The organism is Staphylococcus sp. GDY8P57P, assembly GCF_017892585.1.
GTDB classification, from domain to species: domain Bacteria; phylum Bacillota; class Bacilli; order Staphylococcales; family Staphylococcaceae; genus Staphylococcus; species Staphylococcus borealis.
The window spans coordinates 219,622-244,685 of the sequence record NZ_JAESLK010000019.1 but is presented as its reverse complement, the minus strand read 5'-3'; the positions used below and the strand labels follow the sequence as shown (position 1 = coordinate 244,685).

General features: G+C 34.6%; 20 protein-coding genes and 1 pseudogene. 10 read left to right on the top strand and 11 right to left on the bottom strand.

The window, feature by feature from the left end:
• Positions 1–89: 89 nt before the first annotated feature.
• Entirely contained in the window at positions 90–569 is a 480-nt protein-coding gene (locus tag KA878_RS08035) for a GyrI-like domain-containing protein (RefSeq protein WP_193838996.1), read from the bottom strand.
• Between the two features lie 140 nt (positions 570–709).
• Here KA878_RS08035 and KA878_RS08030 point away from each other — a divergent pair, with 140 nt between their 5' ends.
• A complete protein-coding gene (locus KA878_RS08030) occupies positions 710–1,321 on the top strand; it encodes a C39 family peptidase (RefSeq protein WP_075109331.1) in 612 nt (203 codons plus the stop codon).
• Between the two features lie 62 nt (positions 1,322–1,383).
• Here KA878_RS08030 and KA878_RS08025 read toward each other — a convergent pair whose 3' ends face one another.
• The gene (locus tag KA878_RS08025; RefSeq protein WP_193838995.1) at positions 1,384–2,202 is read right to left on the bottom strand and encodes a metallophosphoesterase; all 819 of its coding nucleotides are present in this window, start codon (positions 2,200–2,202) and stop codon (positions 1,384–1,386) included.
• 309 nt (positions 2,203–2,511) lie between these two features.
• Between KA878_RS08025 and KA878_RS08020 the strand changes: the two genes are divergently transcribed.
• Together KA878_RS08020 and KA878_RS08015 are read left to right on the top strand one after the other, a co-directional pair.
• Positions 2,512–3,912: an amino acid permease gene (locus KA878_RS08020; RefSeq protein WP_193838994.1), complete on the top strand. Its 1,401-nt coding sequence runs from the start codon at positions 2,512–2,514 to the stop codon at positions 3,910–3,912.
• Between the two features lie 305 nt (positions 3,913–4,217).
• Entirely contained in the window at positions 4,218–6,425 is a 2,208-nt protein-coding gene (locus tag KA878_RS08015; RefSeq protein WP_075109334.1) for a cation:proton antiporter domain-containing protein, read from the top strand.
• A gap of 63 nt (positions 6,426–6,488) precedes the next feature.
• On the opposite strand, the gene KA878_RS08010 is transcribed toward KA878_RS08015, so the two are convergent.
• Entirely contained in the window at positions 6,489–8,315 is a 1,827-nt protein-coding gene (locus KA878_RS08010; RefSeq protein ID WP_075109027.1) for an APC family permease, read from the bottom strand.
• Positions 8,316–8,594: 279 nt separating this feature from the next.
• On the opposite strand from KA878_RS08010, the gene KA878_RS08005 reads away from it, so the two are divergent.
• The gene (locus KA878_RS08005) at positions 8,595–10,088 is read left to right on the top strand and encodes a serine hydrolase domain-containing protein (RefSeq protein WP_193838993.1); all 1,494 of its coding nucleotides are present in this window, start codon (positions 8,595–8,597) and stop codon (positions 10,086–10,088) included.
• 98 nt (positions 10,089–10,186) lie between these two features.
• A pseudogene (gene yidC, locus KA878_RS08000) lies at positions 10,187–11,020 on the top strand (membrane protein insertase YidC).
• Positions 11,021–11,106: 86 nt separating this feature from the next.
• Here the strand turns inward: yidC and KA878_RS07995 are convergent.
• The 4 genes from KA878_RS07995 to KA878_RS07980 all read right to left on the bottom strand — a co-directional run bounded on the left by KA878_RS07995 (position 11,107) and on the right by KA878_RS07980 (position 15,292).
• Positions 11,107–11,958, bottom strand: a complete 852-nt coding sequence (locus KA878_RS07995; RefSeq protein WP_193838992.1) for an NAD-dependent epimerase/dehydratase family protein — start codon at positions 11,956–11,958, stop codon at positions 11,107–11,109.
• A 53-nt stretch (positions 11,959–12,011) separates the two neighbouring features.
• Positions 12,012–12,485, bottom strand: a complete 474-nt coding sequence (locus KA878_RS07990; RefSeq protein ID WP_053028733.1) for a DUF1440 domain-containing protein — start codon at positions 12,483–12,485, stop codon at positions 12,012–12,014.
• Between the two features lie 275 nt (positions 12,486–12,760).
• Positions 12,761–13,693, bottom strand: coding sequence for a 2-dehydropantoate 2-reductase (locus KA878_RS07985; protein WP_070854689.1), 933 nt, complete (start codon positions 13,691–13,693; stop codon positions 12,761–12,763).
• A gap of 204 nt (positions 13,694–13,897) precedes the next feature.
• The gene (locus KA878_RS07980; RefSeq protein WP_193838991.1) at positions 13,898–15,292 is read right to left on the bottom strand and encodes an MFS transporter; all 1,395 of its coding nucleotides are present in this window, start codon (positions 15,290–15,292) and stop codon (positions 13,898–13,900) included.
• A 429-nt stretch (positions 15,293–15,721) separates the two neighbouring features.
• Here KA878_RS07980 and KA878_RS07975 point away from each other — a divergent pair, with 429 nt between their 5' ends.
• From KA878_RS07975 to lrgB, 4 genes are all read left to right on the top strand, one after another.
• Positions 15,722–17,476: a sensor histidine kinase gene (locus tag KA878_RS07975; protein ID WP_193838990.1), complete on the top strand. Its 1,755-nt coding sequence runs from the start codon at positions 15,722–15,724 to the stop codon at positions 17,474–17,476.
• Complete coding sequence (locus KA878_RS07970; protein WP_193838989.1) at positions 17,477–18,244, top strand: response regulator transcription factor LytR; 768 nt, start codon at positions 17,477–17,479, stop codon at positions 18,242–18,244.
• 276 nt (positions 18,245–18,520) lie between these two features.
• Positions 18,521–18,976: an antiholin-like murein hydrolase modulator LrgA gene (gene lrgA / locus KA878_RS07965; RefSeq protein ID WP_053028738.1), complete on the top strand. Its 456-nt coding sequence runs from the start codon at positions 18,521–18,523 to the stop codon at positions 18,974–18,976.
• Positions 18,976–19,677, top strand: coding sequence for an antiholin-like protein LrgB (lrgB, locus tag KA878_RS07960; RefSeq protein ID WP_075109019.1), 702 nt, complete (start codon positions 18,976–18,978; stop codon positions 19,675–19,677). The genes lrgA and lrgB overlap by 1 nt, the downstream gene beginning before the upstream one ends.
• 284 nt (positions 19,678–19,961) lie before the next feature.
• Here the strand turns inward: lrgB and KA878_RS07955 are convergent, their stop codons facing one another.
• Genes KA878_RS07955 through KA878_RS07940 form a run of 4 tightly spaced genes read right to left on the bottom strand, consistent with a single transcriptional unit; the run spans position 19,962 to position 23,562 of the window.
• Entirely contained in the window at positions 19,962–20,648 is a 687-nt protein-coding gene (locus KA878_RS07955; RefSeq protein ID WP_075109018.1) for an ABC transporter permease, read from the bottom strand.
• Complete coding sequence (locus tag KA878_RS07950) at positions 20,648–21,595, bottom strand: osmoprotectant ABC transporter substrate-binding protein (protein WP_075109017.1); 948 nt, start codon at positions 21,593–21,595, stop codon at positions 20,648–20,650. The genes KA878_RS07955 and KA878_RS07950 overlap by 1 nt, the downstream gene beginning before the upstream one ends.
• A 24-nt stretch (positions 21,596–21,619) precedes the next feature.
• Entirely contained in the window at positions 21,620–22,255 is a 636-nt protein-coding gene (locus tag KA878_RS07945) for an ABC transporter permease (RefSeq protein ID WP_037535693.1), read from the bottom strand.
• Positions 22,255–23,562 carry a betaine/proline/choline family ABC transporter ATP-binding protein gene (locus KA878_RS07940; RefSeq protein WP_193838988.1) on the bottom strand — a complete coding sequence of 436 codons (1,308 nt, stop codon included), beginning with the start codon at positions 23,560–23,562 and terminating at the stop codon, positions 22,255–22,257. Before KA878_RS07940 ends, KA878_RS07945 begins: the two co-directional genes overlap by 1 nt.
• 430 nt (positions 23,563–23,992) lie before the next feature.
• On the opposite strand from KA878_RS07940, the gene KA878_RS07935 reads away from it, so the two are divergent.
• Positions 23,993–25,036 carry a 2,3-butanediol dehydrogenase gene (locus KA878_RS07935; protein WP_053028744.1) on the top strand — a complete coding sequence of 348 codons (1,044 nt, stop codon included), beginning with the start codon at positions 23,993–23,995 and terminating at the stop codon, positions 25,034–25,036.
• Positions 25,037–25,064 lie beyond the last annotated feature (28 nt).

Genomic DNA, 25,064 nt, shown 5'->3' with positions numbered 1-25,064 from the left:
TTAAACGCCTTCTCAGTTCAGTCAGCTACTGCGAATTTGCTAAATAGCATTATTATATTATTTATGTCCCAGCCTCTCTTAGTTCTAGTCTATTCTTTTATAGGCATCCATATTTCCGTAATGTAGTCAGAGCTTTGAGTATTTCCCGGTAAATAATGTTCAAACATAGGTGCTTGAATCGTTTTAAATGCCGCTTGAGGCAATAATTCTGTATAGATTTTTGGCATCACTGCTTTAATTGCTTCAGGAACACGCCCCTTCGCATCAATAACGACATAGTTGTGTGCCATTAACTTGATTGCTTCGAAGTCTGAATCATTGCTATTCAAACCATCATAAGGTACGCCAATAAAATAATCTATACGATTTTCACGTGGTATGATAACGCCTAATATGCCAGTTAAAGTTTGATTACTATATTGAGTTAAAGCTTTGACCACACCTATTTCATTCATTTCTTGCCAAAATGCTGGAATATCCTGTTGCATTGCTTCACCAGTCGTATACGCTCTTAAAACGCCTATAAGTTGAACCTCACCTAAATGTTCAAATCTGTATTGCATTGTCATTGCTATGCCCCCATTTTCTAATTAATAATAAACCATCACACAATCCGTATTGATATACGCCGTGACGACTAAGGTATATAATAAATTTACTTAAACTAAATGATGGACATTAATAGAGACTGTCTTTGAGGAGAATCATGATGAAAAGAACGATACTACCAATTAAACCAATTAGCCAACTATTTCCAATTCCAATGGTAATGGGATGTGAAGGTGTTTCAGCAGCAATGTTACTTCAATATAACAATCATAATATTAAAGCTACTGAAATCATGAATCATTGGCCTAAGCATCCTAATAATCCCTATAAAGGATATGTTGGTCATCATTTACTCGTCAAATTTGGTCATCATCAAACAATCTTTCCTGATGCTTATGTACCTTATTTACAAACGATTGACGATCGAATTGTAGACGGTACAGGTACTGATTTGTCATCACTAGAAGCTGTCATCGATTCTGGCCAACCAGTTATAATGTATCATACTAATTTAGGTCGTAAACCTTTCCGCAAATATTTCAAATTCGATGATCATAAGAAAGAATTAGTGTCCAACATTCATATCACACTATTAATCGGATATGATGATCAATTCTACTATTATATTGATCCTTTATGGAGTCACTTATTTAAACACTTTATCTTTCCTGCCATTGTGCCTAATCGCTTTCAAGTCATCAAAATTGCTAAGCAAAAATTAGAACGTAGCTTTAATGCACCTGGTCGTACATGTATTTATCTTCAAGTGTAATATAGGCCACTATTTAAGTGAGATTGATTCAATGTTAATTGTATCTCAACCTCACTGATTTTTTATGCATCACGCACATCAAATGTGACTAACGACGCATCGAGCTCTTCCATAAGATCAGTTGTTCGCCATTGTCGTTGATACCCTAAACAAGGACAAATATAAGTAATCCCTGCTTCGGACAACGTCTTTCGAAAATGTACGTGCCCCATAATGCTATAACGAATAGGATACGTCTGATAAAACGCATCAACGTCTTTCGTACCTATATATGCATTAAAGAAATCAAAAATACGATGTGGCGTTGGTACAACAAATTGTGGATGCGTCACAATATGCGTCATTAGAATAATCTGTTTATCCTTTACATGTTCTAAGTCATGTTGAATTTGGTTAGCAGCCTGCTTAGATAATGCTCTATCTTCAATATCCCAGTCGATTTTCACTTTATCTTGCCATGTTGCACCGTAATACTTCCCTCTTTGGATGCGTTCCAAATCAAATTTGTCATCCGCATACCGATAATCATACCAAGCCGTATGCCCAACAACTGCCCAATTCTCATTTATAATATACGGTTTTCCAATTAAACATTCTGGCTTATCCACATAGAAATTATAAATTTCTGATGACGTTAACGAGGCTTCAGAAGTCCAATAATCATGGTTCCCTGGCACAAATAAGACTGGAATACCACATTTTGCTTTTAAATCTTGAATAAATTGATAACTCTGCTGAAAATGATTAGACACATCTCCGGCAATTAATAGTAATGCGACATCCCTCTGTTGAACCAGTTGTACAAGTGTTTCAAGATATACCTTTGGCTCTAGTTTAGGATGTCGATCAATATGTAAATCTGAAATTGCACCTATCTTCATTCGTGTCGTCCCTCTTACTTGTTTTGAATTGAAATCATTATGTCATAGTTATTATGAATAATAAATAAATCTGTTTATTAAATTTTCAGAAATTTGTTTATATTTTATTAAATTAAGCGTATAATAAAAATACCTTTTAGCAAAGTTACATCATTTGTGAACAATTATTATTGTTTTCACTTAATATCTGATATTTAACAATTAATGCGATTTACTTAATACTTTGTTAAAAGCAAATTTTTTACATATAAAAGAAAGCGTTTACACTAAAATTTAAAAACACATCACTGCTTTCTAAGGAGGAAGTATATGGCTAGACAATTGGAAAGAGAACTAAGCAACAGGCATATTCAATTAATTGCGATTGGGGGCGCAATTGGTACAGGATTATTCTTAGGTTCAGGTCAAACAATTGCTTTAACAGGGCCTTCCCTCTTATTAACATACATGATTATCGGCATGGTTATGTTCGCATTCATGCGCGCACTTGGAGAATTATTATTAAGTAATACACGCTTTAATTCATTTGTAGATATTGCGAACGAATACATAGGTCCTTTTGCAGGATTCGTCATAGGATGGACATATTGGCTTGCATGGATTGCTTCAAGCATGTCAGATTTAACAGCTATGGGACAATATTTTAGTTTCTGGTTCCCTCAAGTGCCACATTGGATCACCGTTTTATTTATCGTACTAATGTTAATCTCATTTAACATGTTAGGTGCAAAATTATTCGGTGAATTAGAATTCTGGTTCTCAATTATTAAAATTATAACTATCATAGCGATGATTATTGTAGGTTTAGTCATGATATTCTTCTCATTCAAAACCTCTTATGGTCACGCTTCATTTAGTAACTTAATCAATCATGGTGGTATATTCCCTAATGGGCCATTTGGTTTCTTGATGGCATTCCAAATTGCAGTATATTCATTTATTGGTATAGAACTTATCGGGGTAACAGCGGGTGAAACGAAAGACCCTAGAAATGTCATCCCTAAAGCAATCAACAACGTGCCAATCCGTATTCTATTATTCTATGTGGGTGGGCTATTAGTCATCATGTCTGTCATTCCTTGGAATAAAATCGATTCAAATAGTAGTCCTTTCGTAACCATGTTTAGCTTAATCGGCTTACCATTTGCTGCTGGACTTGTTAACTTCGTTGTACTAACTGCAGCTGCATCAGCAACAAACAGTGGTATTTACTCAAACAGCCGTATTCTATTTGGGCTTGCTAAACAAGGTTTAGGACCTAAAGTTTTAAGTAAAACAAATGGTAACAGTGTGCCATACTTATCTATGTTAGTATCATCTGGAACATTATTAGCAGCTGCGTTATTAAACTTTATTTTCCCAGATGCTATCAAACTATTTATCTATGTAACAACACTTTCAACTGTACTATTTTTAGTAGTATGGGCGATGATTATTATTTCTTATATTATTTTTGTGAAGAAAAATCCAGAAGAACACCATAAAAATAAATTCAAACTTTTTGGTGGATTAAAAAGTGCATACGTCGTACTTGCATTCTTTGCATTTGTATTTGTACTGTTATTCTTTAGTGAAGACACTAGAGCAGCAATTTTCATTTCACCAATATGGTTTATCTTCTTGTTCATCTTCTATAAAAAATATAAATCAAATGCAGAAGATTTAGCAGAACGAACACGTAGTCAAGGTCGTAATTCGATTAATTACTAATGAAAACTTAACCATCAATCATCCATATCAATAAACAACTAAAGTGGAACAATGCATCCTAAAATGCATTGTCTTCCACTTTTATTATTTCAAAACGCTATATAAGATGATACTAATCTTATTCAACTTAATCCCTATCGGTTAAAGCCTCATTATCAAAGTCCGTTTATAACAATCTTAAATATGATATACAAAAAATACTTACTTTAAATAATTTACTATTTACCAAATCGTCTACCATTTTTTGGTAGCTTATCCTATCGCATGGTAAACTATGATTATTCAATTTATTAAAGGAGTTATTCATGGAGCTATTAGAAGCATTTTTATTATTCATATTCGCAGTGATTATTAGTTCTATTATTTATAATAGGTTCCCTAAAATTCCCACTGCATTTATTCAAATTGCCTTAGGTGTCTGCTTATTCGTATTGCCCATCCCGATGCATTTTGAATTTGAATCGGAAGTATTTATGATGGCAGTCATCGCTCCACTACTATTTGTGGAAGGTACACATATTTCAAGAACAAAGTTACTTGAATATCGTAAACCGATTATTTTAATGGCTATGGCGCTTGTATTTGCTACAGTTATCGGCGTCGGTTTCTTTATTCATTGGATTTGGGCTGATTTACCAATGCCTGCAGCTTTTGCAATTGCTGCCATTCTTTGCCCAACAGATGCTGTCGCAGTTTCTGCAATCACGAAGGGGAAAATTTTACCAAAAGGATCCATGTCCATTCTTGAAGGTGAATCATTACTTAATGACGCTGCAGGTATTATCTCATTCAAAATTGCAGTTACCGCACTTGTAACGGGTAGTTTTTCAGCATTTGATGCGATAGGTCAATTTATTGTTTCAACGATTTTAGGTGTATTGATTGGTATCATCGTTGGTGCGTTAGTTGTGACATTAAGAGTATATCTAACGACCAATAAAGGCATGAAAGACAGTAATACGTTAATGTTTATCCAATTACTTACGCCTTTTGCTGTTTATTTTATTGGCGAAGAACTTCATGCATCTGGAATCATTGCCGTTGTTGTTGCAGGTTTAATCCACGGTTTAGAACGTGATCGTTTAATTCGTGCCCAAACAGAATTACAGATGAACTATAACCAAATATGGAACACGCTTAGTTATGCTTTAAATGGTTTCGTCTTTGTTGTTTTAGGTTATATTGTTCCCGAAGTCGTAATGGAAATTATTCATGACGAACCGCAGAACATTGTATTCCTAATTACAACCGCTTTATTAATTGCACTTGCCATTTACGTGTTTAGATTTATTTGGGTGTATATGTTATTTAAAGATTTTTACTATCCAAACAACGTTCAATCCTACCTAGATGATGAAGAAGATACTGGGCCACCGAAACGGAAGCATTATGCCTTCATCATGACGATGTGTGGCATACACGGTACCATTTCATTATCTATGGCGCTCACACTTCCGTATATGATGGATGGTAATCAAGAATTTATATATCGTAATGACTTATTGTTTATCGCTTCCTTTATGGTCTTAACAAGCTTAATTCTCGCCCAAGTGGTGCTACCACTGATCACACCTTCTGAACAAATGTCAGAATTTAAAGGTATGTCCTATCAATCAGCCAAAATATTTATGGTTCAACACGTTCTTGATGCCTTTAAGACGAAAAACTCAGAAGGAAAGCAGATGGATTATCGACCAATATTAAACCAATATTTTAATGAATTATCATTCTTAATCAATATGGAACCAGATAATAAAAATACGAAGGAATTACGACGACTGCAAGAAATCGCTGAAGAAGAAGAAACAAGAACGTTAGAACGTTTAATCGAGAAAGAAAGAATTACTAAAAAAGATTTAACAGACTACCGTAATATTATGGAATTTAGTCAATCTTATCGAGAAATGTCGATATTAAGAAAGATAAACCGTTTCTTTAAATTGATTGGGTTACGCTTTAAAGCTCGAAAAGAATCCAGAAAAGAAGCACACCGTATTCATAAAGAAAATCGTGCATTATTAAAAGAAGAACATCAAGCAACGACAGAACAGAATAAAATGGATATTAAAGCGAAACGTGAAGCGTATAAAGTAGAACGTGAAAAAGCGAAAAATGCTAAAAAGGTTCAAAGAGAAGCATTTGCAAATAGCTTTAATAAAGTTCAACAATTAATGCGTGTCGTAAACCACAATGTCATTATGAAAATGCGTGAAGAACAAAACAGTTCAAACGTATTAGAAGTTAGTTTAATTATTAACCAATATCACAACTTATCACGTACACTACGTCACAATAAAAATAGAAAGCAACAAAGAGCAGAAAACAAAGAAACGTATGAACTTACAACCCTTCAACAACATGATGCAAAACTTGAAGCATTATATATCCAACGTACCATTTTAGATGAATTGATTTCTCGAAATAAAGTAACGAATGAAGTTGCAACCCAATTGAGAGAAAATATTAACTATAATGAGATTGTTTTAGCACACGAAGCGAGCAATGCACACTAAAACTAATAAAGCCCATAGTTAATGCTACGCATTATCTATGGGCTTTTCTTTATGGTTTTCATCTTATTTATGCAATTTAAACGGTACTGTGGCTAAAATAACATTCTTTTGATAGAACAAATGCATTTTTAATCTAATACTCGTTTGATTGTGTAAGAAATTATGCCAAGATTTTTTTGTAATAAACTGTGGTACCACAACAGTAATGACATAATTTTTATCATTCGCTTTTTTATTAATTTTATCAATAAAGCGTGAGATGGGTCTAATAACACTTCGATATTCCGAATGCAAAATGACTAAACGTACATCTGGAAAATGACGTTCCCATTTTTCAGCAAAGCATTTATCTGCTTCATCACCAAATGAAACATGCACTGCGATAACATCATCAGCAATCATTTGAGCGTAATATACAGATTTATCAATGGCTGACGTAATCGTACTGACTGGAACAAGCGCCAAGTTTTTATCAACAATAGGCATATCTTGTACCATAGCAGTTGATTTCAATTGTTTAGCAATATCTTTGTAATGCCCTTTGATTCGTAAAAATACAATTACAATCAAAGGTAAAAAGATTAATATTGGCCATACATGGCTAAATTTAGTGATTAAGAAAATCATAAATACGATAAATGTGATAGTTCCACCTATCGCATTGGCTATCAGTTTACGAGACCAGCCTTTCTCTCTTCCTCTGACCCATTTAAGCACCATACCATATTGTGCTAATGTGAACGGTATAAATACACCTACAGCATAGAGTGGAATCAAGTTCTCAGTTTTACCATCAAAAATAATGATAAGTAAAATTGCCCCTACACCTAAAGTAATAATAGAGTTTGAATAGCCTAATCGATCTCCACGCACACTAAACATACGTGGCATATATTTATCTTTGGCCATACTTGCTGCAAGCATTGGGAATGCAGTAAACCCTGTATTCGCTGCTAAAACTAAAATCATTACTGTTGTTGCTTGAACAAAATAGTAACCGGCATTGTGTCCTAGAATGTTCATAGCTAATTGTGATAATACAGTTGTTTCCGTTTCAGGCATAACACCATACCAGTAGGCTAAACCGACAATACCTACTAATAGAAATGCCAGGATACTTCCCATTGCGATTAACGTTTTAACCGCATTTTTAGGACCAGGATCTTTGAAATTCGTTACCGCATTAGATATGGCTTCTACACCGGTTAAAGATGAGGCACCTGATGAGAATGCTTTAAGTAACAAGAATAATGTCACACCTGGTACAGCTGTCCCTACTGTTGCATGCATATGTGGCTCAGCTTGACCAGTTGCAACTTTCCATACACCTACAACAATCATTATTATTAACCCTATAATGAATAAATAAACTGGATATGACAATACTGTAGCCGATTCTGTCAAACCACGTAAATTCATAATTAAAATAAATAGCACGAGTAAACATGCAATCAATACTTTATGATGATATAGCGATGGAAAGGCGGCTACAAACGCATCTGCGCCTGAAGAAATACTTACCGCTACAGTTAATATATAATCAACAAGTAATGAACCTCCTGCTACGAGTCCCCATTTTTCTCCTAAGTTTGTCTTAGAAACCATATACGCCCCGCCACCTTTAGGATAGGCATAAATGACTTGGCGATAAGATAAGATTAAAGCCGCTAACAGTATTAATACGCCACATGCTATTGGTAACGTATACCAAGATGCCACTGCACCAACAACTGCTAGTGTAATCAAAATCTGCTCTGGACCATAAGCTACTGAAGACAATGCATCAGAAGAAAGTATTGCTAAAGCCTTGAAATTACTGATTTTCTCGTTCTTCAAATCGCGATTTCTTTTAGGTTTACCAATTAAAAGTCTTTTAAATTGAGTGAACATAATACTCTTTACCTCTTTATATTCAAATTCAATGGATAAAATATACTCCCATTTTGATGAAAAGTATAGCTATTCCTACAATTTTAATGTTAATTTTTACTATATTAGTTACATTTTACATCAATATTTAGTTGAATTTTACCCATTATTTATTTGAAAAATAAATAGCAAACAATCTATGACAGAGATTTAAGAGCAATTTAAACAAAAACTTGCTATACTAATCTCGTTAACATAGTAAATTGTTCACTACTCAAATCATAAAATAGAGGAAATAAAATGAAAAAGATCATACTTTTCAGTAGCATCGTATTAATTGTTATCTTACTTATCTGTTCGATTATAATGAAATGGCACCCGACGTATTCAATGTTCAGTCCTACTTCTCAAGATTATATAGATAACATGGTTAAAAGTGAGATGGACGATGGTCATATACCGGGTGTCTCAGTGTTAATGATTAAAGATAATAAAGTATTACTTAATAAAGGCTACGGCTATGCAAACATCGAAAATAAACATAAAGTAACACCTAATACGCGTTTCGAAATTGCTTCGAATTCCAAGGCAATGACAGGCTACGCTATTATGCAACTCGTCAACGAAGGTAAAATCCAATTAAACGATCATATCAGTCAATACATTCCCAATTTTCATATGACTTATAAAGGAAAAAAGGTAGACATCACCATTAACCAGTTAATCGCTCAAACAAGTGGGATTCCAGGAGATATAACTAATAATGACCGTATTACTAAAAAGACTAATGATTTAGAAGGCATTGTGAAAAGTATTAATGGTCGTTCATTAAACCATCGACCAGGAGAACAATTTGAATATTCGAATATGAACTACAATATTTTAGGGTTAATTGTTCAAAATGTATCTCACTCTCCCTATTCAACTTACATGCGTGAACACATTTTCAACCCTTTAAATATGTCGCATATTTCTACTAAAGAGAATAATGATAAAGGTGCGCATGATGCACAAGGTTATGATATTAAACATCGCAAAGCCTACGCAGATCACCCAACATTTAACATTGGTGATAACCCGTCAGCTTATTTGATGGCGAGCACGAATGACTTGCAACCTTGGATAAAATTTCAACTTCATCCACCGAAACATTTGGAAGCGTTAGTAGAAGCGACACACAAACCTAAAGTACAAACACATGATGATGATCATTCCCAATATGCAACTGGTTGGTTTGTTACTCGTCAAAATCAAGAGACACTTATCTATCATCCGGGTACACTTGAGAACTACTCATCTTATATTATTTTAAATCCTAAGAAAGACTATGGCATTGTTATTCTCGCAAATGCTTATTCTGATCACATTCCAACACTTGCGAAACATTTAAATACACAATTAAGCCAGGGCCAACACGTCGACACAATTCAACATGATATTCTTCAGCACCAAATTGTGATTACTGTCATCTCAATTGTTATTTGGATGGCTGTTGTAGTCATTTTAATATGTGTATATCGTCACATCATTCACCACCGCCCAATTCAATTGCGTATCAATCATCGCAATACTCAATATCGCATGTGTATACTTTCTGTGATCTTTATATTAGTTTTAGGCTTATTACATGTATTACCTTCAGTGTTACTCAATGGTTCTGATTGGCAGTTTATAATGTCTTGGCTACCGATATCAGCTAAAATTTGTTTATTAAGTGTTATCACATTATTAACGAGTCTTTATGCTTTCATGCTTTTAAAAATAATAACAGTATCAAAAGCGTCAAAATCATAAAATTGCGATAAACTGCTATGATTAACGAGCGAATATGTTAAGCTAAATGTATTAAAGACTAAGATTATTAAAGACCTCAAGCACATAGGAGATTAGACATGAGAAAAAAATGTTCCTTATTCTTAATGAGTATCGTCATATTATTGGCTGGATGTGACTATTCTCATAAAGAAGATTAACATGGGTTCTTTTATACGATATTTGTTAAGCCAATGGATATGTTACTTCACTTCTTAGGTCGTACATTCCATGAAAATTATGGATTAGCTATTATTGTGATTGTGCTTCTCATCCGACTTGTATTAATGCCGTTGATGTTTATCCAAGTAAAGAATATCCACATGATGCGTGGAAAAACGCAAGTCGTTAAACCTGAAATTGAGAAACTACAAGATAAACTTAAGAACGCAGAAACACAAGAAGAACGTACTGCAGCAAATAAGCTATTGATGAAAAAGTACAACGACTATGGTATTAATCCATTCAAAAGCCTTATTGGCACATTACCAATATTAATTCAAATCCCAATCTTATTAGGTTTATACGCATGTATTAAATATCCAACAAGTGGCGGGATTATCGAGCACCTCCACTTTTTATGGTTCAACTTAATGCATACGGATTTAATTATGACCTTTATTGCGGCCTTACTTTATTTCATTCAACCGCTAGTCAATGCCATGCATTATCCAAAGGAAGAACGTCGCACTTATTATGTCATGATGGTGCTATCACCATTATTTATTATATATGCGTCACTACAATCCGCTTCTGCACTCAGTTTATATTGGGCAGTCAGTGCAACATTTTTAATTATTCAAATGCATTTTGCACATAGCCATTATGCAAAAGTGGGTAAAGCAGCAGGTGAACAACTCAAACGACAAATTGAGCAACAACGTCAAAATAAGCCTAACGATGATAAGGCTTAAATTAATAAAGACGTTCCATCTATACAACAAGCACTGTTACAAGCTAATTACAATTAGCTTATAACAGTGCTTGTTTTACTCATCATTTATTTTAATGGGTGCATGCCATCTTTCCACGTATTATAGATTAATGTACCACCTTGTGCTTTAAACTTGTCATTTTTAATACCACGTTCAAATGATTGTGCTGGTTGGATAGTGACTTTAGGATCAACACCAACTTCTTTCGCATACCATTCTGCAAATTCTGATCCTTTTACTGGCGCGTCATCTGCCACATTATAAATACCATTATCAAAATTCATCGCCTGAATAGATACTTCAACAGCATCATCTAAATGAATAAATGATGTAACACCATCTGATAATGTTACTTCACCGTTTTTAAATTGGTTATAAATCATACCATCTTTACCGTACCATGTCCCTGGTCCGTATAACCAACCAAAGCGAAGTACAACATAGTGATCCATACGTGCTGTTTCTTTTTCTAGTCCAACCACACCGTCTACTGTAATTTTTCTATCCCCATCTGAATGATTGTCTAGTGGTGTTTCTTCAGTCGCAAGACCTTCACCAGGTTCATACATAAAGCCGATACTCTGTGCCACCACTTTTTTAACATCATACTTCAACGCAGCGTCCGTTAGATTTTTACCACCTTCTACACGTACTTTCGTGTTTGCGGCCATGTCGACATTTTTTAAATCTGTAATTTGATTAATAATAACATCCGGACGGAAGTCACCCACTGCTGCATCAATGGTATCTGCTTTTAAGATATCGCCAATATACGCTTTGGCACCTAAACCTTCTAATTTCGCTTTACCCTTCTCAGATGTTGTAAATCCAGCTACTTCATAGCCTTCTTCAATCAAACGTTGTGTTAAACGTGTTCCAATTAATCCTGTGGCACCTGTAATAAATATTTTAGTCATTTTTATACGCACCTTTCTATTTCTCTTTTTAAAAAATAAATAACTGAATGTTACTACTTACTTGAATCTCTAATCATATCGATTGTATTCATCCATACGATATGCCCAAACAGCTCTGAAAGTCGTTCCTCATAAGGTAAATCTTTAACCTGTGGCGTCAATGACAATTTTGGCAAAAGATATTCATGAAAAGCAATATGAATCGCAATGCCAAATAACGAACCTTTTAAAGCTGTAATAGTTGGGAAGCGTTCAGCTAATAAGCCATATGCAAACGCGTTTGCTACAGAGAAGCCATAATGAATCCCCATAACTGTTACTGGAATATCATTGCCGTTATAATGATATGTTGCGTTCTTTATTGAGTCTGGTAATCCTAACTGATTCAATAATGTCATTGGTGGCGTTTCTTGCTCACGTTCTGGTGTTCTAGGTGGGACAAGCGCTTCCCAACCAATCTTAACTGCACCACTCAGTAATCCACCTACAATCGTTGTAACGATAATACGTTGCGTTGAACGATTCATTCTAATAACAGCTCCTTCACATTCACTTAATCTTCTTCTACCCGTTTACGACTATTTTGTAATCATTCATGTTTAATAAGGGTTAAGCGTATCACTTTTTATGACAAAGATATAATGATTCGATTTAAAAAAGCGAGGTGGAGCGTAGGGCAAAATGCTTTAAATTTGTCGTCCTAGGCTCGTAATCTCGCTTCAAAATATATCCATATTAAATTAACCTCATAACGTCGCCTTAATTGTTGACCTATTCATTATCAAACGTATATAACAGCACATTATTCGGCATGTCGTTGTTGCTCTTTTGCATGGACCATATTGGCTACAAATTGGTTAACTGGGGCATCGATATGATGTTCTTTACCTAGTTGAGCTACCGCGCCGTTAATATAATCAATTTCTGTTAGACGATTATTATTAATCAAGTCTTGATACATAGATGGATAATGAGGACCTACCTTCTCATTTAAATCAATTAGATAATGGTAAACTTCATCACCGTTTAAATGCACACCATCTACCGTTGCAACTTGTACAATTTCTTGCGTTATTTTATAAATAAGTTGTTTCGCATAATCACTCTCATTTAAATTAGATAAGCGACACTCTAAAATTGTACAAAGCGCATTCGCAGTTCCATTGACACAAATCTTCTTCCAAATAGATTGTTGTAAATGCTCACTTTTATGTGGGTTAAGACCTGATTGTGCTAAGAGGTCATATACTACGTCAACATTAGCTTGACCTTCAGGTACGAGTGCACCGATTTCAACTGGCCCTGCACCCATTAAATGTGTATGTCCTGGAGATTCTAGTCCGGCAGTCCATGTCGTAACACCACGTACGATACGCGCTTCATTCACATATTGCTTAATTAAACGTTCGTGCTTCAAACCATTCATCGTACAAACCATAATCGTCTTGTCATGAATGTGTGCTTTAATGTGCGTCAACATATCTTGCAACTGCATCGCTTTAGTGAATAAAAAGATAACATCAAATTGTGCATCCTGTGGAATAGCATTATGTGGATACATCGTCATTTTAAGATGATGTGCTTCACCATTAATATCTATATGTAACCCATCTTGTTTGACTGCTGTCGCTTGTGGCTCCCATCCGTCGATTAATGTTACATCATACCCTTGGCGATATAACATCGCACCAAATCCGCTTCCTAATGCACCAGAACCTGCAATTGCTATTTTCATAAGTCATGACTCCTTTTTCTAATGATGTTTTTAAAATACTACTTTAGTGATTAAGCGTCAATATCATAAACACAATATTCATAATTTTTAGATAATTAATCATAAATCATATTTCGTTTATAAAAAAATACCGAACTCAATTTGAGTTCGGTATCTTAATGAAATATAAACGCTTTAATATATTGATAAAACGAACTGTCTCGATTAATTTGTACTAAGTTTCTTCGGTACTAATATCAAGATAACTATAAATGCGGTTAAGGCAATACCGGCATTAAATAACACACCAGCGGCGCCACCTAATTGTAAATTCATGAATGATGCGCCAAATCCAAAGATAGTACTAGACATCGCAACACCAAACGCGTTACCTAAAGATGATGCCATTTTATATAATCCTGATGCCACCCCTACTTTGTCGTCAGGTGCTTCCGCAACTGCAGTATCTGTAGAAGGTGTCGCATAAGTACCTAAACCAATACCAAATAATAAGTAACCTATAATACTTGAAATAATATAAGCAATATCTGGTAAGAACGTTAACGATAATAATAATAGTCCTAAGAATGAGAAACCACTACCTACTAATAATGGCTTTTTAGCACCTAGTTTTTGTAATAATTTCTCACCGACACGAATCATGATAAGCACGGCTACAAGATACGTGATTGAGATTAATCCTGCTTGTAATGAACTAAAGCCTAATTGACTTTGATAATACGTATTAACAACAATAAGTGTACCACCAGCAACACCATTTAACATGAAGTTTGATAATGTCGCACCACTATAGCCTTTATTTTTGAAAATACGAAAATCAACAAGTGGATTTTCCGTTTTCAATTCTCTTATGATAAATAGAATACCTGCAACGATAAATACAACGCCAAGTGATAAAATCATTGGTGAGAACAATCCACGATCTGCAGCTTGCGTAACCATTACATTAACACTTAATAGCGTGATAACTAATAATATTAAACCAGTCACGTCAAATTTAGCTTTTGTTTCGTTTTCACTAGGTTCAACTTTAGTCTCGGGTGTATGTTTAATTAAGAAAAAGGCTAAAATTGAAAGTGCAATTGAAACTATAAAAATCCACTGCCAACCAATGGTTGAGGCCATAAAACCACCAAATAATGAACAAATACCACTACCGCCCCAAGAACCTATAGACCAGTAACTTACAGCGCGTTGTCTTTCTTTTCCTATGTAATATTCATTAATGATCGCAAGTGTTGACGGCATAATTAAAGCACCAGATAAACCTTGTAACGCACGACCTACTAATAGTAACCATGCGACAGGTGCAATGATTAAACACAATGATCCAATAACATTTAATGCTAAGCCGATGTATGTCATTTTCACTCGACCTAATTTGTCTGCAATATCCCCTGCACCTACGATAAATAATCCAGAGAATAATGCTGTTAAACTAATGGCAATATTAATCGTACCCATGTCTGTATTAAATGATGATTGCAACGTTGGTACAACGTTAACTAATGATTGTGCAAATAACCAGAACGTAAGTACACCAATGATAATACCAATTAGTAATTTATTATCTCCCCTAAATTGTTTTGAAGACTCCATCTCGAAAAATTCCTCCTAAATTACCCTAAAACTAATCTACTCAAGTAGATTTACCTCATCGTAAATCATTTCTTTGAGTGTCATATATTTTATGTAGCACTATTTAATAAGTTCCCTATTTCTATAATTTATTAACATGCGTATCCTGCCTTACATCATCTGACGTTCGCTTATGAAAGATACAACACTCACTTAAGAAATTAGTTTATATTGAAAACCTTATCATAATTAAGAAGAAATGACTTAATAAAATACTCTAATTTTTTCAATAATTATTTTTCACAACATACTCAAAAGCGCAATAAACCAATTATTAGATACCTATAAATTATAACTTTTAATTTTAAACTATTAAGTTAAAATTATCCATATTATAATTAAAGAAAGAACAAGTATTTTAACTGAAACTACAATGAATAGGTGCTTACAATGTTTAATTTATTTATATTATTGCTTGAACGTGTAGGGTTAATCATTATTATTGCTTATATATTAATGAATATTAATCACTTTAAAACGATGATGGGCGAACGAGAAAAATTACGTTCGCAGTGGCAATTGACCATATTATTCGTCCTATTTGCTATCACTTCAAATTTCACTGGCATTGAAATCGAAAATGGACATATTGTATCTAGCAATATTTATTACCACCTTAACGACGAAGCTTCTATGGCAAATACACGTGTATTAACAATTGGGATGTCAGGTTTAATCGGTGGTCCTTTCGTAGCAATTATTGTCGGTATTGTATCAGGGCTATTTCGCCTTTATATCGGTGGTGCAAATGCGTATACCTACCTTATTTCGTCTATAATTATCGCACTCATATCAGGATTTTATGGTTATCGTACGATGCGTCGTTATACTTATCCAACTGTCTTAATGGGTGCTTTAATTGGCGCATTAAACGAAGCCATTCAAATGGCATGTATTCTAATTTTTGCCAATGATACAACTGCTGCATGGTCGCTTGTTCAATTTATTGCATTACCTATGATTTTGATTAACAGTATTGGGACAGCTATTTTCTTATCCATTATCCTTTCAACATTGAAGCAAGAAGAGCAAACACGTGCGATTCAAACGCATGATGTCTTTGAAATAGCCAATAAAACTTTACCTTATTTCAGATCCGGTTTAACGGCACAGTCTGCACGTCCAGTGGCTGAAATTATTCTGAAATTAATGAATGTATCGGCAGTCGCCATCACAAATAGAAAGGATATTTTAACACATGTTGGTGTCGCCAGTGACCATCACGTTGCTAAAAAGGCCATTATTACCGATTTATCTAAGGAAGTGATTCAAACGGGACAATTAAAAGAAGCCCATTCCAAAGAAGAAATCGGATGTCATAACCCGAATTGTGCTTTAGAATCTGCGATCGTTATCCCTTTAATGACCAACCAAGAAGTCGTTGGAACATTAAAATTTTATTTCACTAATGAATATGACAACACAACATCAACGAAGCAACTGGCACGTGGTTTAGCTGACATCTTTTCAAGTCAATTAGAATTGGGACAAGCGGAAATGCAGAGTAAGCTATTAAAAGATGCTGAAATCAAGTCGCTACAAGCACAAGTTAATCCCCACTTCTTCTTTAATGCGATTAATACGATTTCAGCACTCGTACGTATTGATAGTGAAAAGGCTAGAAAGTTATTATTACAATTGAGTCAATTCTTTAGATCCAATCTACAAGGCGCTCGTAATAACACCATTACATTAGATAAAGAGTTACAACAAGTAGAGGCCTATTTAGCATTAGAACAAGCTCGATTCCCTGATCGCTTTACGATTAAATATCACATTGATGCAACTTGTCATCATGTGCTCATCCCACCTTTCATTATTCAAATCTTGGTTGAAAATGCGATTAAGCATGCCTTTAAACATCGTCGAAAAGATAACATCATTGATGTGCATGCACACTATGATGACGACGTATTAACATTAATGGTTCGTGATAATGGTAATGGAATTGAGGATCATAAGTTACCATTAATCGGACAAATGAGTGTTGACTCAGAGACAGGAACAGGAAGCGCCCTAGAAAATTTAAACAGACGTTTAATTGGATTGTACGGTACAACAGCAGGATTACAGTTTGATTCAACAGAACTAGGAACGACGGTAAGTTGCCATATACCAACACATGTTATAAAGGAGGATATTTAAGTGAAGACGTTAATTGTTGATGATGAACCATTAGCTCGCAATGAGCTTCATTATTTACTCAATGAAATCTCAGGATTTAACGTTATTGATGAGGCAGAAAATATTGAAGAAACATTAGAAAAACTTTTATCTGAAACCTATGATTTAGTCTTTTTAGATATTAATCTTATGGATGAAAGTGGTATTGATTTAGCACAAAAAATCAAAAAAATGAAACAACCCCCACACATTATTTTTGCAACAGCACATGACACATTCGCAGTTAAAGCCTTTGAACTTGATGCAATAGATTATATCCTTAAACCGTTTGAACTCGAGCGTATCGAACAAGCAGTAAATAAAGTTAAGCAGGCGACATCCAATAAACAAGGATTTAGTCAAACAACGATCGAATCTCCAACACCATCGTTGCAAGCGGATGACAGTCATCATGGTGATCAGACGGTATTACCCATCGAAATGAACGAACGCATCTACGTGATTCGAATAGATGACATCACAGCCGTTTCTGTCAACAATGGTATAACAACCATTAATACAACACAGCGCACGTATCAAACAACTGAACCACTAAATTACTATGAAAAGAAATTGCCAAGTCATCTATTTATTAAAATTCATCGCGCCACTATCATTAATAAAATGCATATTGATAGTGTTGAGCATTGGTTCAATTATACTTATCAAGTCACTATGTCATCAGGCGATAAATTCCAAGTCAGTCGTTCATTTATGAAGACCTTTAAACATGAAATCGGACTTGCCTAATATAAATTTAAAATATTCATTATTAAACATATCCATATCATTAGTATTTAATCTGATGAAGTCAAGATAACGTTCTTTGTCCTACTTCATCCATGGTTAAATACTTTTTTTATTGTTTGAATCACATACATTTATCGTTGATTCATTCTTTTGATTTTCAAGTTGAATATGGTGCAACTCACATACGAATTTTTGCAAGTCACTGCCAAAAGACACAAAAGTAAACGTTTTCATACTATCCTGTTTGTAAGGGAAAGAGAAAGGGAGCGTTAAAATATGGCAAATGAACAATCACAAAGTAATGCACGCAAAAGTAATCATAAGTTAACGAAAACGTATAATTTCTTTCAGCAAGCATTAACCATTGCTATCGTATTATTTATTTCGAAAATCATTGAAAGTTTCATACCATTTCCAATGCCAGCATCAGTTATAGGACTTGTTTTACTATTCATCCTATTATGCACTGGTATTGTTAAACTAGGCCAAGTTGAAGATGTGGGTACAGCATTAACGAATAGCATTAGCTTCTTATTCGTGCCGGCTGGAATCTCTGTTATCAATTCTTTACCAATACTAAGCCAACATCCAATTTTAATATTATTATTAATCATTATTTCAACATTATTATTACTAATATGTATCGGATTTGTATCACAATTATTCGTAACAAAAACATTGTTCCCATCTAAAGAACAAAACGAACAAACTAAACTTGGGGAGGGTAACTAATGGTAGAGCATTTAGGTATAACAACACCTTATTTTGGTATCTTAGTTTCATTAATACCATTTGTTATTGCACAATATTTTTATAAAAAAACGAATGGTTTCTTCTTATTAGCACCGCTATTCGTAGCTATGGTTGCGGGAATTGTATTCTTAAAAGTAACAGGCATTAGCTATGAACATTATAAAATTGGTGGGGATATTATTAACTTCTTCTTAGAACCAGCAACCATTAGTTTTGCTATCCCTTTATATAAAAAACGTGATGTCCTCAAAAAATATTGGTTACAAATTTTTGGTGGGATCGCAATTGGTACGTTAATCGCATTAATTTTAATATACTTAGTAGCTACTGTATTCCGTTTAGGAGATCAAATCAGTGCTTCAATGTTACCACAAGCTGCTACAACAGCCATTGCCCTTCCAGTATCTGAAGGTATTGGTGGTGTCAAAGAGCTAACATCATTAGCAGTCATCCTTAATGCCGTTGTCATTTCTGCATTAGGTACTAAAATTGTTAAGTGGTTTAAAATATCAAATCCAATCGCACGTGGCTTAGCACTTGGTACAAGTGGTCACACATTGGGTGTAGCTGCAGCTAAAGAACTTGGTGAAACTGAAGAATCTATGGGCAGTATTGCCGTAGTTATCGTTGGTGTCATTATCGTTGCCATCGTTCCACCATTAGCTTCAATCTTATTCTAGATATAAAGAAAGCCTGGGACAAAAATTGATGTCTCAGGCTTTCAATATATGTTGGCAGTAGTTGATTGAATTAAAAATGCACTTGTAACAAGCTTTTTTTTATTCTAGTCAACCTTGCCGGGGTGGTACAACGAAATAAATTTTGAAAAATTTTATTTCTGTTCCACTCCCTTCTTGTGTATTGCAAACTGCTATAGCGAAATCATTTATTCCGTATTCACACACACTCACGTCAATACTTCTAATGATTGAAATCAAAGTACTACTGTATGTGGTTAGCATCATTAATTGATACTTTGTACTTGATTCTCGCGTTTTTTATTTTTAGTCGTTGGATCAAGTTTCTTTTCTAAGAAACGTAATCCTAAATCGATAATAATCGCGATTAATGCTATTGGAATGGCACCTGCAAGGATATATACAGTACCGTCAGTAGAGTTTGTACCACGTATGATGATATCTCCTAATGTTGATGCCCCAATAAATGAGCCAATGGCCACAATACCTATCGCTACAACTAGCGCAATACGAATACCGCCGATAATAACGGATAAGGACAATGGCAACTCAATCATGCGCATAACCTGATTTTTAGTCATACCCATGCCTTTACCGGCATCTTTAATATTGTAGTCCACTTCAGTGATACCAGTGTACGTATTCTTAATAATCGGAAGTAACGCATATAAGAAGACTGCAAACACTACAGTGTTAGGTCCTAATCCAAGCGCCAACATGAGTATTGCTAACATTGCAATTGCTGGTACGGTTTGAATAATATTCGCAATAGTAATGATAGGCCATGACAATTTCGTATATCTTGAAATTAAAATCCCTATCGGAATACCAATAATACAAGCAAATAAAACACCATAAATAGACATTAATAAATGCTTGAAAAAGAGTTCCATGAGATAGCCAAAGTTCAAGGTATAATATTCATAAAGCGAGCTTAACAAGTTACCTTTCATTATTTTTGACCACCTTTCTTACTATCATCTTCAAAATAGTTATGTTTTTTCACATATTCTTCTGCAATAACGGCTGGTTCTTTCCCTTTGCCATCCGCTTCATAATTTAGTTTTTGCATTTCTTTCGTACTAATTTGTCCCTGTAATTTTTTCAATGCTTCATCAATTTCAGGATGATCTTTAATTAATTTTTCAGTTGCCAATGGACTTCCATCATAAGGTGGGAAGAATTTACGATCGTCTTTTAAAATTTTCAAATCATACGCAGCAATACGTCCATCTGTTGAATAACCAACTGCCACGTCTAATTTTTTATTTTTTAACGCATCGTACACTAAACCAATTTGCATTGGACGCGCACTCGCAAATTTGAATCCATATTCCTTTTGGAAAGCTGGGTAGCCATCACCTGCACGGTTCATCCATTGTGTATCCATACCTAGACGTAAGTCATCTTTATATTTTTCTAAGTCAGATACTTTTTCTAAATTGTATTTCTTAGCAACGTCTTTGGTCACCATAAATGCATACGTATTTTCAAATCCAAATGAGTCATAATATTTTTGATTGTATTTTTCTTTAAATAGTCTTTGTGACTCTGACATTGCTTTTTTCGTATCTTTGGTTGGTGGTGCATCCAGCACACTTGTTAATTCAGTCCCTGTATATCGAACTGAGGACATATTCACATCTCCACGTTGTAACGCATTATGTTGAATAATACTTGATCCTAAATTACCAACAATTGTAGGTTTAATTTTGCCGTTTGTATAATGTTCTATCATTAACTTTTCAATGTTTGCCATAATTTTCGTTTCACTTGTTTCTGTGGCAGTAATTTTCACACTATCTTTCCCGTCACCATCGCCTAATCCTGGTAAGCTACATCCAGATAATACGATGAGAGACATTGCAAGAAGTATGAAAGTCAATTTAAGCTTTTTCATAATTTTAAAATCCTCCCTTTGTATTTATCTAGATACTTTTAACCCTTTAGGCACGGCCCACTTTTCAATTAAAGAAAGTATGAAATCTACAAGTAATGCGAGACATGTTACTAGAATAGCAGCACTTATAATCATTGGCGGTTGATATAAATTCAAGCCGTTAAAGACTAAATCACCTAGTCCACCTGCACCAACATAACTTGCTAATGTTGCCCAACTAATAACGTAAACACTAGATAAACGTATCCCACTAATGATAAGTGGTAAGGCTAAAGGTAATTCAACATCTTTCATTAACTGCATCTTCGTCATACCCATACTTGTTCCAGCTTGTATGATATTCTTATCAATATTTTGTACACCTAGGACAGTGTTATTTAAAATGGGTAATAATACATAAATGAATAATGCGACAATCGCTGGCGTCTTACCTACACCAAAGATTGGAATCATAATGGCTAATACGGCTAACGTCGGTATTGTTTGAAGCACACCCGCAATCGTTAACACTACATTTGCAGTACGCTTAGTCTTAGATAATAGAATGCCTAATGGTACCGCAACTACAATCGCAATTAACAGCGCGATGATAGATATGTAGAAGTGTTCAATCGTTTTTGATACGAGTTGGCTTCCATATTCTTGGAAAAATTGGCGCATTAGCGATCAACTCCTGATTGGTCAGAATCCTTCACATCATGTGTGTCTAATCTGTCGGTGACATCTTGCTGTTTAGACGTCGCGTCATGAGGTCTTTCTTGTGCTTGTTCTTTTTTATTGATATTTCCTAACTCATTTTCACGTTCAACGGCATTCATATGTGTATCAGATAAAATCATCTCGTCATCTTGTTCACCCCAAATAGAGTCATAAACAATGTCAACGAGATTTGCACGTGTAATCAGACCAATGAGTGCATTATCATTATCTACAACCGGTACATTTCTTACATTTCGTTTAAGTATCGTACGTACAGAGTCTTGTAATTTAGAATCAATATGTACTTTATAAACATCACGCTGCATTGTATCGATTAATTCTTTGCGTTGACGTAAGCCTTGATTGATATCTTCAATATCTAAAAATCCGAGTAAATGCTGATGGTTATTTACAACAAATATCGTATCTACACGTCTCTGTCTCATAATATTGACCGCGTCATTCAATGTGTCATTTGCGTTAACAGTGACTGGTTTAATCATTGCATCTTCAACGGTTCTCATATTTGGACGATCTTGAATTAATCTATTTTGACCAATAAATTCTTTTACGAAATCATTTGCTGGATTTCTAAGAATATTATCTGGTGTATCGTACTGCACAACTTTCCCCTTAGACATAATACAAATTCGGTCTGCAAGTTTAATTGCTTCGTCCATATCATGTGTAACGAAGATAAATGTTTTTCCTAACTTTTTCTGAAGGTCTTTAACTAAATCTTGTAACGTATCTCTAGTAATCGGATCTAATGCACCAAAAGGCTCGTCCATTAAGATAATATCTTGTTCAGCGGCTAATGCACGCACAACACCAATACGTTGTTGTTGACCACCTGATAACTCAGATGGATAGCGATCTAAATAATCTTCAGGTAAATCTACAAGTTTAATTAACTCTTTCGCTTTAGCATCTTTCTTTTCTTTAGACCATTTAAGCAACTTTGGTACTAACACGATATTTTCTCGTATAGTCATATGTGGCATCAATCCGATTTGTTGAATCACATACCCAATGCTACGACGTAATTCAACTGGATTCATATTTCGAACATTCTTGCCATTCATTTCAATTGTCCCATCAGTAGCTTCAATCATTCTATTGATCATTCGTAAAGCAGTCGTTTTCCCACTACCACTTGTCCCAATAAACGCAATAAATTCACCTGATTCAATATCTAATGAAATATTATCTACAGCTTTTTTATTGCCAGCATAAATCTTTGTTAAGTTCTTAATACTTAGCGTCATTAGATTGCTCCTCCCTATTGTTGCAAGATAAAAAAGCTCAAAATACAAAAGGCCAGTAGTCCCATTGTTAAACAAATACGTAATAAGTTAAACAAGAGCCACACGGCCTTTGCTTCATAAAATTTTAATAAATTCAATTGGAATATCATTCGAGCGTTTTCCATCTTTAATTTTTATATACCCTATATAATTTTTTGAAACATTTTTTATATAAAATGATTAAAAATGTTCACAATTGCAATTTTTTAAGTTTTATTCAAGCGTGATTGTGATAAAAAATATTTAAAAATAAAGTTGCCTACAATAAAATTCATCAAATTGTCATATTTATTCAAATAAATCATTGAAAGCTGGATTCAAAATTGCATTCTAATATCAATAGTATTAGTCTATAGGTGTAATAAGTATTTATTGAAGGGATGTTGTAATAATGAAAGCAGCAGTATGGTATGGTCAAAAAGATGTTCGCGTGGAAGATCGTGAACCTAAGCAATTAAAAGACAACGAAGTAAAAGTAAAAGTATCATGGGCCGGCATTTGCGGAACTGATTTACATGAATACTTAGAAGGACCAGTCTTCATCTCTACAGATAAACCTGATCCACTACTTGGACAAAAAGCACCTGTTACTTTAGGACATGAGTTCTCAGGCGTTGTTGAAGAAGTTGGTAAAGACGTTACAAAATATAAAAAAGGCGATCGCGTCGTTGTTAACCCAACTGTATCTAAACATGAGAAAGATGAAAGCGTTGATTTATATGACGGCTATTCATTTATTGGTTTAGGTTCTGACGGTGGCTTTGCTGAATTTACAAATGCACCAGAAGAGAATGTCTATGCATTACCTGAAAGCGTATCAGATAAAGAAGGTGCATTAGTTGAACCAACAGCCGTTGCGGTTCAAGCAGTTAAAGAAGGTAAATTATTATTTGGAGATACAGTTGCAGTATTTGGCGCTGGCCCAATTGGTTTATTAACAATTGTTGCAGCTAAAGCAGCTGGAGCAAGTAAAATCTTTGTATTTGATTTATCTGAAGAACGCCTAGCGAAAGCGAAAGAAGTCGGTGCGACTCACGTAGTCAATTCTGGTAACACAAATCCTGTAGACTTTATTAATGAACATACTGACAACGGTGTAGATGTAACATTTGAAGTTGCTGGTGTTGGTGTAACATTATCTCAATCAATTCAAGTAACACGTCCAAGAGGTACTGTTGTTATCGTATCAATCTTTGCACATGCAGTTGATTTCGATCCAATGTTATTAACTAACTCAGGTGTTCAATTGACATCTACAATTGCTTACTCACCTACTACATTCCAACAAACCATTGATTTAATTGCGAACGGAAGCTTAGACGTTAAGAGCGTCGTAACAGATGAAATCGAATTAGAACATATTGTTCAATCAGGATTCGAACAATTAGTAAATGATAAATCACAAGCTAAAATTTTAGTTAAATTAAATGGCTAATTGAAGAGAAATCGGGACATAAGTGTTT